We start from the raw sequence: 12,072 nt of genomic DNA on the forward strand, positions 1-12,072 counted from the left end.
CCGCGACACCCTGGAGTTCAGGGAGTCGCGGGGATCGTGGGTTTTTGAGGAGTTGAGGGCGAGGTTCTTTGAGGCACTGGATCGGGAGGACGGCGGTATCGCGGGTGCCGCCCGCCGGACCACAGCCCGACCGCATCCTCCGCAGACGCCGGGCCATCGCCGACGCGCTCCGCACACCGATCTCCGCCCCCGATCTCGTACGAGAGGAGCAGCCCCGGCCGTCCGCGACGGGGGCCGGGGCGCGGACGGCCGGGTGTCCTGGCGTGTCCACCCGCCGGGGCAGGTGCCGTCCCCGCCAGGACGTGGGACCCGTCCCCTGGACCGCTGCCGACGGTTTCCCCCAGGGGACGGGCATCTCATGAGGTCGCGTCGCGCGGGGACACGGTGACCAGTTGGAGGGTGCGTCCGCCGACGAGCGGTGCCGTGAGGATGACGGTGCGGCCGTCGAGTTGCAGGGCCTTGCCGATGCGGGCGTGGCGGGCGTGCCACCAGCGTCGGGGGCGAGGAGGGTGGACAGACAGTCCCGTGTCTCCCCGTTGGCGGTGATGCGCTCGCCCTTCTCGCGCAGGCGGAGGGGGTGGCAGGCGTGGGCGGTGAGGAGGGTGGTGAGGTTGCCTTCCATGATCTCGATGACCTGCCCGGACGGCATGGGACGCGGGTAGCTGGTGAGGAACGCGGTGCCGTGCGGGAGTTGGTACATGAGGCGTACGGCGCGGTCCTGGATGCGGCGCATCACGAAGTGGGGTGCGTGGCCGTCGAGTACGGCGACGGGGAAACCCGATGTGGTGGCCCAGCCATGGGGGTCGTAGAAGACGTCCTCGGGGTCGGCGGGGATGAGAACGGTGTGGTCACGAGGCATGCACTGCTCCTGTTGGTCAGTGGGTGACGGTGACGTAGAGAAGGACGGCGATCAGTCCGAGCAGGACGGTGAGGGAGGCGATCTGCTCGATCCGCCCCGGCGGACACAGCGGGCAGGCGATCAGCGGCCGGTCAGGGCCGGACAAGGCGGTCACCCACTGGTCTGGGCGGCCTTCCTCCGTCCAGCAGCGGCACCAGGCGCAGACCCCCGACATCCCGCTCACCGCCGCCATCCCGAAAGCCGGGGCGACCGGGTCACGAGCTGGTGGGGTGTCTGCGGCCGGAGCACGCGGACGGGCTCACCACCAGCAGGACGGGCGGGGCGGGCTCGACTTCCGGATCAGGCTCAGCCTTGTCGGTACGGCGTTTCCCGGCGCCGGAGAGGACGGCGATGGCACGGACCAGCTCCTCGCCCGTCACGGCGATGCGGTCCAGGGCGTACCCGACGTAGCGGCGGTGCCGCGCGCACAGCCACAGCGGCCGGTAGTAGGGGCTCTTCTGCGCAGTGACGTGTTCGCGCACGTCGCCCTCGTGCACCGGGTCCTCGACGCCGCACTCGTGCTCGGGCGCGGTCACCGTGCCGCCTCCGGGTTCTGGGCGCGGACCTCGTCCTCGACGGCGATGTCGGCCGCGCATCGGTCGCAGACCTTCACGGGAACGATGCGCGTGCGCGTCTGCGGACTCGCGCCCCGCTCGTCACCGGAATACAGCTCAAGGACGGTCACCGTGCCCGGCACCTGGCAGCAGCGGAAACAACGCGGACTCACCGCCCGGCCCCGCCCTCGTGCTCGCGGGGCCCGTGCTCGGCACGGATCACCGCGTCCAGCACCACGTACAGCAACCGCGCATCGGTCAGCCCGTGATCCGCCCAGCCCCGGATCCAGTGCGGGGAGGCGGAACGGGTGCACCAGACGGGCGGGACCGTGAGGTACTGCGTGACGCTGAGCGGTTGCACCCACGAGGTCTCGGGGACCACCCACCCCTCCGTCGTACGGGGCGGCACGAGCCAGATCAGCCGGTGCCCGTAGGGGTCCCGGATCACCGCCCCCGACTCACGTCCGAGCCGCGCCAGCACCCGATCACCCAGATACGACGGGCTGGATACAGCGTCCCAGTGGACCCCTGCGGGCAGCATCTCAGCAGCCACTCCCGAGGGCGGGGCCCACTGGCGCGTGTCGGCCTTCATCCTGTCGCCTGCTCTCAAACCACCGTCAAGCTGCGGGGCGTGCGGGATGGTAATGGCCATGTTGGCGCCCCTCAGCAGCGTCGACCGCGCCCCAGGAGGCCATCACCTCGCCGGGGCCTTGCGTGTCTTCCGACGCTAGGAACCACACCCTCCGGACCGCTACGAAGTTGCACCGAATTACAGACCAGTTCAGCTGCCTGGTCGTAGCCAGCACGCGGTCTTGACACCATCTGCAGTGGATATGACCGTGATGTAAGTCCGTGTAATCAGCTAACCCGGGAGGCCAATGACCATGGACATTCGGTTCGCCGGGATCGACCCCGACACGGACGAAGACGGATGCCCGACAGTGTGGGTGGACACGGAGACAGCAGACCTGCTGATTCAGGGCTACGACGCCGACAAACGGACGGAGTCGACGTGCGACGCGCTCTCCCCAGCAAGGGTGCCGGTCCCGCCCGGAGAGGCCATCGTCCGGATCCCAAAGCGGATGATCCCGATCATCAGGAAGGCGTGCGATGAACTCGATCCCGGAGTTCGCTGAACTCCTCGCAGGCTGCGAGCGATCGGCGGTCCATTTCGAGGCCCGGGACGCCTACTTCAGCAACCCGCGCTTCGAGGACTGGCAGCAGGGCGAGCGCGTCGACTGGGGTGACCGGGCCTCGTGGTGGCGCCCCTACCACCAGCACGTCGCCGACGCCGTCGCCCGAGGCGTCTCCGTACGCCGGGCCCGCGTCGTCTCCGAGCCGGTGACCGACTACATCCGGTGGGAGCACTACCAGACCCGAGCGAACGTCGAGGCGGGCGAGGCGGTTCGGTGGTTGCCCCGACACCAGGCGACGGGCCTGCTGCTGCCCGCCACCGACTTCTGGCTCTTCGACGACCGTCTGATGCGCGTGCACCACTTCTCCGGGGACGGAGAGTGGATCGACAACGAGCTGCGCGACGAGCCGACGCTCGTGAGCGCGTACGCCGAAGCCTTCGAAGCGGTCTGGGACCGCGCCATCCGACACGACGAGTACGAGGTCAAGTAGCCCGGTGGCACCGTTCCCCTCCTCCAGCGTGCACCAGGCGCGCGCAGCTCTCGCAGGGCGCCTGCGAGAGCTGCGCCTGGACGCGGGCATCACCGGCAAGGCACTCGCCGAGCGCTGCCGCTGGTCCGTCGCCAAGTCCTCCCGCATCGAGAACGCCCTCACCGCACCGTCTGACGCCGACATCCGCGCCTGGTGCGCGGCGTGCGAAGCCGAGGACCAGGCGGAGGACCTGATCGCGGCCAACCGGCAGGCCGACTCCATGTACGTGCAGTGGAAGCGGCTTCAGCGCACCGGGATGCGGCAGTTGCAGGAGACCTCCGCGCGCCTGTACGAGCGCACCCGGCAGTTCCGCGTGTACGCCTCCCACGTGGTCCCCGGATATCTCCAGACGCCCGGCTACGCCACCGCCCTCATGGGCACCATCGCAGGCTTCCGCGGCACGCCCGACGACGTCAGCGATGCCGTCGAAGCGCGCATGCGCCGCTCCCACGTTCTCCACGAAGGGAACCACCGCTTCGCGACGCTCCTTGAGGAGAACGTCCTGCACCACCGCGTCGGCGACGCGGAGGTGATGGCTGGCCAACTGGGCAGCCTCCTCGCGTCCATGGCGCTGCCGTCCATGTCGCTCGGCATCATCCCAGCCACGGCCCACCGCGAAGACGTCATGTGGCATCTGGAGCAGTTCACGGTCTTCGATGACGTGCGCATCCACGTAGAGCTGCTCGCAGCGAAGGTGACCGTCACGGCGCCCGGCGAACTGGACATCTACCTGCGCGCGTTCGCCCGCCTCTCTGAACTCGCCGTGTACGGGACAGAGGCACGAGTCATCATCACGAAGGCCATCGAGGCACTGAGGTAGCGAGCCGCTGCCAGGCTCACCACCGAGCCCGGCGTGACGAAGGCCGCCCCGTAACGCTGTGAGCAGGGAGAACGTGGGCCACGGCAGTACGCTCGCCGTACGGCCGACATCATCGCTCCCGAGCAGCACGCCCACCTCATCGAGAACCGGCGGGCCGAAGTGATGCAGAATGACGGATTCCGCGACTAGCATCCCAGGTCACGAAGGGTGCTCCCCGCACGCGCGGGGGTGGTCCGGTGGCCGTCAGCGGTCCGGCCGCCCCGCTGACGTGCTCCCCGCACGCGCGGGGGTGGTCCGGAGAATGCCTGCTGGAAGCGGGAGTCGACTCCTTCGGCGGGAGAGGTTCGGCGGGGCCGCTGGGTGATCTACTGACGACCACGTGAACCATCAGGTGTTGCGAGGACCCCGAGAATCCGCCCCTTCCGGGCGGGGCCCCGTTGGCGTACGCTGCCGCGACGTTCAGCTGACGATTCATCAGCGGATCGCGGATTCACCAGCGGACCACGGGCGCCGGACGGCACGGCCGCCGGGCGCCGGGTCCCGGAGCCCGGAGGGGGCGGCGGATGCGACTGGGCCTCACGCTCGGCTACTGGGGGCGCGGTCCCGATCCGCGCCATCTCGAACTCGCGCGGCTCGCCGAGGAGTTGGGATACGACTCGGTGTGGACGGCCGAGTCCTGGGGCTCGGACGCCTTCACGGCGCTCACCTGGATCGCCGCGCACACCTCACGCGTCAAGCTGGGCACCGGCATCGCGCAGATGGCGGCCCGCACCCCTACGGCCACCGCGATGCACGCGCTGACCCTGGACCACCTCTCCGGCGGCCGGATGCTGCTCGGGCTCGGGCTGTCGGGGCCGCAGGTGGTGGAGGGCTGGTACGGGCGGCCGTTCCCGGAGTCGCCGCTGACGTTCACCCGCGAGTACGTCGACGTCATCCGCCAGGTGCTGCGCCGCGAGGCCCCGGTGGAGCTGGACGGGCGCTTCCTGACGCACCCGTACCGGGGCGAGGACGGCACGGGTCTGGGCAAGGCGCTCAAGCCGATCACCCACCCGCTGCGCCCGGGGCTGCCCGTGCTGCTCGGCGCCGAGGGGCCCAGGAACATCGCGCAGACGGCGCGGATCGCGGACGGCTGGCTGCCGCTGTACTGGTCGCCGACCCGCACGGACGTCTACGAGGCGTCGCTGGCCGACGCGCCCGAGGGCTTCCTCGTCGCCCCCATGGCGCAGGCGCGGGTGTGCGACGACGTCGCGGAGGGGCTGTTGCCCGTCAAGGCCATGCTGGGCTTCTACATCGGCGGCATGGGCCACGCGAAGCGCAACTTCCACGCCGATCTGATGGCCCGGATGGGCTTCGCCGAGGAGGCCGAGCGCGTGAAGAAGCTCTTCCTCGAAGGGCGGCGCGAGGAGGCCGTACGCGCGGTTCCGGACGCGTTCGCCGACGAGATCTCCCTCGTCGGCCCGCGCGGGCGCATCGCGGAGCGGCTGGAGCTGTGGCGCGCGGGACCCGTCACGGATCTGCTGGTCACGGCCCCGGACCCGGCCACCTTGCGCACGCTGGCCGAGCTGAACGAGCAGGTTCCCGCCGCCCGTTGAGGCGTGTGCCGCACCGGTACGGGCTCGGGTCCGGCTGACGGGGACCGTTGACGCTTGTACGGGCCCGCTCTAACGTGCTCGCCCGGTTCCTCCCGAGAAGAGGAGTGCCCGTGTACCGTTCCCGCGCCCCGCGCCGCCCCACAGCTCCACGCGTCCGCGCGCTCCCCCGGACGGCCGCTGTCGCGGGCGCCCTCCTCGTCGCCCTCACCGCCGCCGCGTGCGGCGGCGGCTCGGGCTCGGGCTCGGGGGACGGGAAGTCCGGGGGCAAGGACACCGTGAACGTCGGCGCCATCCCCATCGTGGACACGGCCCCCGCGTACCTCGCGGAGAAGCGGGGGTTCTTCGGCAAGCACGGCATCAAGGCGGAGATCACCCCCGTCCAGGGCGGCGCCGCAAGCGTCTCCGGTGTGATGGGCGGGCAGTTCGACTTCGCGTTCGGCAACACGACCTCCCTGCTCACCGGGCGCGACCAGGGCCTTCCCCTCAAGGCGGTGGCCAGCGGCGTCGCGTCGACGGGCGAACCGGGCAATGACTACAGCGCCGTGCTGGTCGGCGAGGACAGCGGCATCTCGTCGGCCGAGGATCTGGCGGGCAAGACCATCGCCGTCAACCAGCTCAAGAACATCGGCGACACCACCGTCAAGGAGACCGTGCGCGAGCACGGCGGCGACCCCTCGGGCATCGAGTTCACCGAGATGCCGTTCCCCGACATGCCCGCAGCGCTCGACAAGGGCCGCGTGGACGCGATCTGGGTCGTCGAACCCTTCGTCACCCAGGCCAGGGACCAGGGCGCGAAGCCCGTCGCCTGGAACTTCGCCGAGGCCACGGACGACGACCTCACCGTGGCCATGTACTTCACGACGGAGAAGCTGCTCAAGGAAAAGCCCGACCTCGCCGAACGCTTCACCGCCGCCATCGAGGAGGCCAACGCCTACGCCGCCGAGCACCCGGACGCGGTGCGCGAGGTGCTGCGCGGCTACGCGGAGATCCCGGCGCCGGTCGCCGAGAAGATGGTGCTGCCCAAGTGGCCGGCCGACATCAACACCGGCTCCGTGCGCGAGATCGGCGAGCTGGCCCGCGAGGACGGCGTGCTGAAGAAGGAAGCCGACGTGGACGCGCTGCTGCCGTGAACGGGGACAGCCCCGTCGCGGGCCGCCCTCGTCCCCGTCCCCGTGCCCCCACGCGTGCGCGTGCGCGTACCCGTACCCGGGCGAGGGCCCGCGCCCGGACCGCCCTGCTGGGCGTCGGCGGCTTCGCCGTCCTCCTCGCCGTGGCCGAGGCCGTGCCCCGGCTCGGCCTCGTGGAGCCCGCGCACCTGCCGCCCGCCACCGAGATCCTGGGCAGGCTCGCCCAGGAGGCGGCCGGGGCCGCGCTGTGGACGGCGCTCGGGGAGACCCTGCGCTCGTGGGCGCTCGGCCTCGGCATCGCCTTCGCGGCCGCGCTCGCGGCGGGCGCGCTCATCGACAGCGTGCCGGGCCTGCGCGCCGCCACCGCCTCCACCATCGAGTTCCTGCGCCCCATCCCGTCCGTCGCGCTGATCCCGCTGGCCACCCTCCTCTACGGGGCCGGGATCGGCTCCTCGCTGCTCCTCGTGATCTACGCGTCGTTCTGGCAGGTGCTCATCCAGGTCCTGTACGGGGTCGCCGACGTCGATCCCGTGGCCCGCGAGACCGCGCGCGGCTACCGCTTCCGGCGACGCGCCTATCTGCGGCACGTGGTGTGGCCCACCGCGCTGCCGTACGTGATGACCGGGCTGCGGCTCGCCGCCACCGTCGCCTTCATCCTCGCCGTCACCGCCGAACTCGTCATCGGCAGCCCGGGGCTGGGCCGTCGCATCCAGACCGCGCAGTCGGGGGGCGCGGTGACGACGGTGTACGCGCTCATCGTCGTCGCGGGCCTCGTCGGCGTCGCCGTCAACCTCGCGGTGCGGTGGCTGGAGCGGCGCGTGCTCGCCTGGCATCCGTCCGTGCGCGGGGAGGTTCCCCGGTGAGCGGCGACCGGGGACGGTCCGGGCAGGGGCGGTCCGGGCGAGGGCGGTCCGGGCGGGGGCGGTCCGTCGCGGCCAGGGCTGCGCTGCGGCTGCTGACCGCGCTCGGGCTGCCCGTACTGCTCGTCCTCGGCTGGTGGGCGTGGAGCGCGGCGGCCGACAGCTTCTACGTGCCGCCGCCCGGGGAGGTCGCCGCCGCCTTCGCCGACGTGTGGTTCTCGGAACGGCTCACCGAGGACGTACTGCCCAGCCTGGGGCGGCTGCTGGCCGGATACGCGCTCGCCGGGCTGCTCGGGACCGGCCTCGGGGTGGCCATCGGGTCATCGCCGGGGCTGCGCGCCGCCTGCGAGCCCGTCCTGGAGTTCTTCCGCGCCGTGCCGCCGCCCGTGCTGGTGCCGCTCCTCATGCTGCTGGCCGGGCTCGACAACGCCATGAAGGTCCTGGTCGTCGTCTCGGGGTGCGTCTGGCCCGTGCTGCTCAACACCGTGGAGGGTGTGCGCGCCGTGGACGACGTGCTCGCCGACACCTGCCGCGGCTACGGGATACGCGGTGTGGCCCGGCTGCGGCACCTGTTGCTGCGCGGCGCGAGCCCGCAGATCATGGCCGGGCTGCGGCAGGCACTGTCGATCGGCATCATCCTGATGGTGATCGGCGAGATGTTCGCCAGCACCTCCGGCATCGGCCACACCATCGTGCTGTTCCAGCGCGGCTTCGCCATCCCCCAGATGTGGAGCGGCATCGTCGTGCTCGGCCTCATCGGCTTCGGGCTCTCGCTCGCCTTCCGCGCCGTCGAACGGCGCGTACTGTCCTGGCACATCGCACGCGCGGGGCACATGGGGGCCACAGGGCGCGCGGGGCGCGCGGATTCGCGGGGTACCCATGCTTGACGTCATCGCACTGCACAAGACCTACGACAACGGCACCCACGCGCTGCGCGAGCTGGACTTCCACGTCGACGACGGCGAACTGGTCTGCGTCGTCGGCCCCTCGGGCTGCGGCAAGACGACGCTGCTCAAGTGCGTCGCGGGGCTGCTGACGCCCACCTCCGGCGAGGTGCGGCTCGCGGGGTCGCGGGTGGCAGGGCCGCCGCGGGACACGGCCGTGGTGTTCCAGGAGTACGGGCGCAGCCTCTTCCCCTGGATGACGGTGCGTCAGAACGTCGAACTGCCGCTCAAGGAGAAGCGGGTGGCGGCGGCGCGACGGCGCGAGCTGGTCGCGGAGTCACTGGCCGCCGTCGGACTGGCTGACGCGGCGCGGGCGCACCCGTGGGAGCTGTCGGGCGGCATGCAGCAGCGGGTGGCCATCGCGCGGGCCGTCGCCTACGAGCCTCGGCTGCTCCTGATGGACGAGCCCTTCGCCGCCGTGGACGCGCAGACCCGCGCGGAGCTGGAGGATCTGCTGCTCTCCCTGTGGCGGCGGCTGGGTGTCACCGTGCTGCTGGTGACGCACGACATCGACGAGGCGGTCTACCTGGGCCGGCGCATCGTGGTCCTCTCGGGCGCCCCCACCGCCGTGCAGGAGGAACTGCCCGTGCCGCTGCCCGCGCCCCGCGACCAGGTCACCACCCGCTCCGACCCCCGCTTCGCGCGACTGCGCGCCCACGTCTACGAACAGATCCAGCGCGCCCACTCCTCCGGCTCCTCCGGCTCCTCCGGCGGGCCCGGCCCGTGGGACGGCCCGTGGGACGGTGCGAGGTGAGCGCGGACGGTACGGGGGCGGGTGCGGGCGGGGACACGTCGGGCACGGGCGCGTCGTACGCGTCGGACACATCCGGGATACGTGGCACACCCGGGACACCTGGCACACCCGGGACGGTGACGGTGCGGGACGCGGCGTTTCGCACCCTGCGCCACTTCGGCCTGACGACGGTCTTCGCGAACCCCGGCTCCACCGAGGTGCCCCTGCTCGCCGACTTCCCCGACGACCTGCGCTTCCTCCTCGCCCTGCACGAGGGCAGCGTCATCGGCATGGCCACGGGCCACGCCCTCGCCACGGAACGCCCCGCGCTCGCCCTGCTGCACACCGTCGCCGGGCTCGGCAACGCCGTGGGCGCGCTGGCCACGGCGCGCGTCAACCGCGCCCCGCTCGTCGTCCTCGTCGGCCAGCAGGACCGCCGCCACCTCGCGCTGGAGCCGTTTCTGACGGGCAAGCTGACGGGGCTCGCGGGCGACTACCCCGTCTGGCACGAGCAGCCTGCCCGCCCCCAGGACGTGCCCTCGGCCCTCGCGCGCGCCCACCACGAGGCCGTGACGCACCGTGGGCCCGCACTGGTCGTCGTGCCCATGGACGACTGGTCGGCGCCGTACGACTACGGGCGCGAGGTCGTCGCCGCGCCCGCCGGGGTGCGGCGACCCGTCTCGCTCACCCCGGCCGACGTCCAGCCCCTCGCCGACTTCCTGGCCAGCTCGCGCACGCCCGCGCTGGTCGTCGGCGCCGGCGCGGACTCGCCCGCCGCGTGGGCTGCGCTGACCGCGCTGGCCGAGCGGCTGCGGTGCCCCGTCTGGCAGGAGTCCTTCGAGGCCCGCGCGGGCTTTCCGCAGGACCACCCGCTGTACGCGGGCGTCCTGCCCGCTGAGCGCGACGGGGTACGGGCGCGGCTCGCGGACCGCGACGCGGTGCTCACGGTCGGGGCGCCGGTCTTCCGCCAGTACCCGTACGAGCCAGGCCCTTTGGTGCCCGCGGGCACGCGCGTCGCGGTCGTCACGGACGACCCCGACGAGGCGCACCGCAGCCCCGCCGACCTCGCGGTACTGGCCGACCCCGGCGAGGTCTGCGCCCAGCTCGCCGCGCTACTGCCCGCGCGGGAACACACCGTGCCGCGCCCGCCCCCGCGCGCGAGGCCGCCCGCGCCGCCCGAGCCGCCGGGGCCCGGCGAACCGCTGCGGCCCGTGCACGTGCTGGCCGCGCTGGCGCGCGGGCTGCCGCGCGAGACGATCGTGGTCGAGGAGTGCCCGTCGGCACGGGCCGACCTCCACGCCCTGCTGCCCGCCAGGGAACCCCTCGGCTACGTCTCCGCCGCGATGGGCGGCCTGGGCTTCGCGCTCCCGGCCGCGGCGGGACTGCGGCTGGGGCAGCCGCGCCGTCCCGTCGTCGCCGTGGTGGGCGACGGCTCCGCGCTCTATGGCATCCAGGCGCTGTGGAGCGCCGTACGGTACGGGGCCGGGGTGCTGTTCGTCGTCCTGTCCAACGGGCGGTACGCGGTGCTGGACGGGGTGGCCGCGCAGCACGGTGCGGGGGCGGGGCCCTGGCCCGCGTTTGAAGACATCAGCGTGGCGGGCCTGGCCACGGCAATGGGCTGCGCCTCCCACACCGTACGCACACACGCCGACCTCCTCACCACACTGCACGGGATCACCCCGACCCTGCCCGACCGCACGAAACCGATCCTGCTGGACGTAACAGTGCCCCCGGACCCCTGACGAGCCCGACCCCCTCACCCACCCCGCGTGCGACGGTGCCCGCCTGCTTCTTCAGCCCGATGCGGGAATCGGCCATCGCCCAGTCGTCGTCCCCCTCGGGGAGGGTGTTTCTTCGGCGACAGGGATCAGGGATCCCTTCACAGCGTTTCATCACACCCACGTTCGACCCCGCTCCTCGCTGGACTCACCATTCAGCGAAGGGACCGGCCGCAGCCACGGTGGGAGAAGTCCGCTCCACGGCGGCCCTGAAATCCTTCTTCAGGCCCTCTAGGAGACGCAGCGCCTCCTCGTACGACACCTGCTCCGCTGCCGGGTCAGGCTGCCAGCGAGTGTCCGAAGAACAGCGGATATTCACCAGGTCGCCGGTAGGGGCGAAGGTCAGGCGGCGCTGCACCCCTTGCCCGTACAGATCGATGACTGCCTCTCCGCGTCGACGCAGGTCGGAGATCGCCGTGGGCAGTTGCTCCATGACCGAGGAGAGGTCGTAGGAGACGTCGACCGGCCAGGGGTCCTGACCGAATCCGCCCATGACGAACCGGCAGTCCGTCTCGGACAGAAGCTCGCAGACATCCATCACCAGGACTTCATAGTCGCTCGTCAGGTCGAAATCAGGAGTCAGGGAAAGCTGCTCCGAAGGAAAAACGATGGACATGTGAAGGTTCATTGATCGATTCATTTCACGATGGGGAAGGCAGTCTTGTACGTTCCATCCGGCTTCGGGACCATGCGCACATGGGTGGGATTGACAATTTCACCATCAGGCTTGATCACTTGCCCCATGCCTTCGGGGATCGGAACTTCCCGCACCCCGCCATGAGGATCGTGGTGCTCCTTGAGGAATTCCACAGCCTTGGAATTGTCGAGCCATTGCCCCTGCTCGTTCCCGGTGCTTCGAGCACGGTCGATCAGACTCTGGGTGTTCTTGGTTCCCGCTCCGTGCTCACTAAAAGTGTGCCCAAAGGTTGGACGACTCTTCTCGTTCCAGTTTAGGTCTTCCGTTGCCTTCTTACATGGCTTCAATCCCAGCGGGTCGGCCCACGTCTGCGGATTATGGACGTAGGTGTGGTGGTTGGGGGCGGGGGTGAGGCCGAGGGGGTCGGGGGTGAGGTAGCGGGCGGTTTCGGGGTCGTAGTAGCG

15 protein-coding genes are annotated in these 12,072 nt (G+C 71.4%); 9 read left to right on the forward strand and 6 right to left on the reverse strand.

From position 1 onward, the window contains the following. Window positions 1-875: 875 nt before the first annotated feature. From ACYVOO_RS35315 to ACYVOO_RS35330, 4 genes are all read right to left on the reverse strand, one after another. Complete coding sequence (locus ACYVOO_RS35315; RefSeq protein WP_461019812.1) at window positions 876-1,013, reverse strand: hypothetical protein; 138 nt, start codon at window positions 1,011-1,013, stop codon at window positions 876-878. Between the two features lie 100 nt (window positions 1,014-1,113). Next, complete coding sequence (locus ACYVOO_RS35320; RefSeq protein WP_461019813.1) at window positions 1,114-1,434, reverse strand: hypothetical protein; 321 nt, start codon at window positions 1,432-1,434, stop codon at window positions 1,114-1,116. After that, window positions 1,431-1,583, reverse strand: a complete 153-nt coding sequence (locus ACYVOO_RS35325) for a hypothetical protein (RefSeq protein WP_461019814.1) — start codon at window positions 1,581-1,583, stop codon at window positions 1,431-1,433. The genes ACYVOO_RS35320 and ACYVOO_RS35325 overlap by 4 nt, the downstream gene beginning before the upstream one ends. A gap of 38 nt (window positions 1,584-1,621) precedes the next feature. Beyond that, window positions 1,622-2,044 (reverse strand): hypothetical protein, encoded by a 423-nt coding sequence (locus ACYVOO_RS35330; protein WP_461019815.1) that lies wholly within the window; start codon window positions 2,042-2,044, stop codon window positions 1,622-1,624. A 286-nt stretch (window positions 2,045-2,330) separates the two neighbouring features. Between ACYVOO_RS35330 and ACYVOO_RS35335 the strand changes: the two genes are divergently transcribed. The 9 genes from ACYVOO_RS35335 (at window position 2,331) to ACYVOO_RS35375 (ending at window position 10,935) form a co-directional block, all read left to right on the forward strand. Beyond that, on the forward strand, window positions 2,331-2,588 hold the full coding sequence (locus ACYVOO_RS35335) for a hypothetical protein (protein WP_461019816.1): 258 nt from the start codon (window positions 2,331-2,333) through the stop codon (window positions 2,586-2,588). Then, entirely contained in the window at window positions 2,563-3,078 is a 516-nt protein-coding gene (locus tag ACYVOO_RS35340; RefSeq protein ID WP_461019817.1) for a DUF6879 family protein, read from the forward strand. Before ACYVOO_RS35335 ends, ACYVOO_RS35340 begins: the two co-directional genes overlap by 26 nt. Before the next feature lie 4 nt (window positions 3,079-3,082). Beyond that, a complete protein-coding gene (locus ACYVOO_RS35345) occupies window positions 3,083-3,937 on the forward strand; it encodes a helix-turn-helix domain-containing protein (RefSeq protein ID WP_461019818.1) in 855 nt (284 codons plus the stop codon). A gap of 563 nt (window positions 3,938-4,500) precedes the next feature. Continuing rightward, a complete protein-coding gene (locus tag ACYVOO_RS35350; protein ID WP_461019819.1) occupies window positions 4,501-5,529 on the forward strand; it encodes an LLM class F420-dependent oxidoreductase in 1,029 nt (342 codons plus the stop codon). Between the two features lie 110 nt (window positions 5,530-5,639). Continuing rightward, window positions 5,640-6,659: an ABC transporter substrate-binding protein gene (locus ACYVOO_RS35355; protein WP_461019820.1), complete on the forward strand. Its 1,020-nt coding sequence runs from the start codon at window positions 5,640-5,642 to the stop codon at window positions 6,657-6,659. Window positions 6,660-6,763: 104 nt separating this feature from the next. Next, complete coding sequence (locus tag ACYVOO_RS35360; RefSeq protein ID WP_461019828.1) at window positions 6,764-7,519, forward strand: ABC transporter permease; 756 nt, start codon at window positions 6,764-6,766, stop codon at window positions 7,517-7,519. Further along, a complete protein-coding gene (locus ACYVOO_RS35365) occupies window positions 7,516-8,403 on the forward strand; it encodes an ABC transporter permease (protein ID WP_461019821.1) in 888 nt (295 codons plus the stop codon). The genes ACYVOO_RS35360 and ACYVOO_RS35365 overlap by 4 nt, the downstream gene beginning before the upstream one ends. Beyond that, a complete protein-coding gene (locus ACYVOO_RS35370) occupies window positions 8,396-9,214 on the forward strand; it encodes an ABC transporter ATP-binding protein (RefSeq protein WP_461019822.1) in 819 nt (272 codons plus the stop codon). The genes ACYVOO_RS35365 and ACYVOO_RS35370 overlap by 8 nt, the downstream gene beginning before the upstream one ends. A gap of 116 nt (window positions 9,215-9,330) precedes the next feature. After that, the gene (locus ACYVOO_RS35375) at window positions 9,331-10,935 is read left to right on the forward strand and encodes a thiamine pyrophosphate-binding protein (protein ID WP_461019823.1); all 1,605 of its coding nucleotides are present in this window, start codon (window positions 9,331-9,333) and stop codon (window positions 10,933-10,935) included. 184 nt (window positions 10,936-11,119) lie between these two features. On the opposite strand, the gene ACYVOO_RS35380 is transcribed toward ACYVOO_RS35375, so the two are convergent. Then, the gene (locus ACYVOO_RS35380; protein WP_461019824.1) at window positions 11,120-11,599 is read right to left on the reverse strand and encodes a hypothetical protein; all 480 of its coding nucleotides are present in this window, start codon (window positions 11,597-11,599) and stop codon (window positions 11,120-11,122) included. Between the two features lie 8 nt (window positions 11,600-11,607). After that, the coding region (locus tag ACYVOO_RS35385) for an RHS repeat-associated core domain-containing protein (protein ID WP_461019825.1) at window positions 11,608-12,072 on the reverse strand (465 nt) is incomplete at its 5' end.

It is taken from the genome of Streptomyces daliensis (assembly GCF_054782395.1).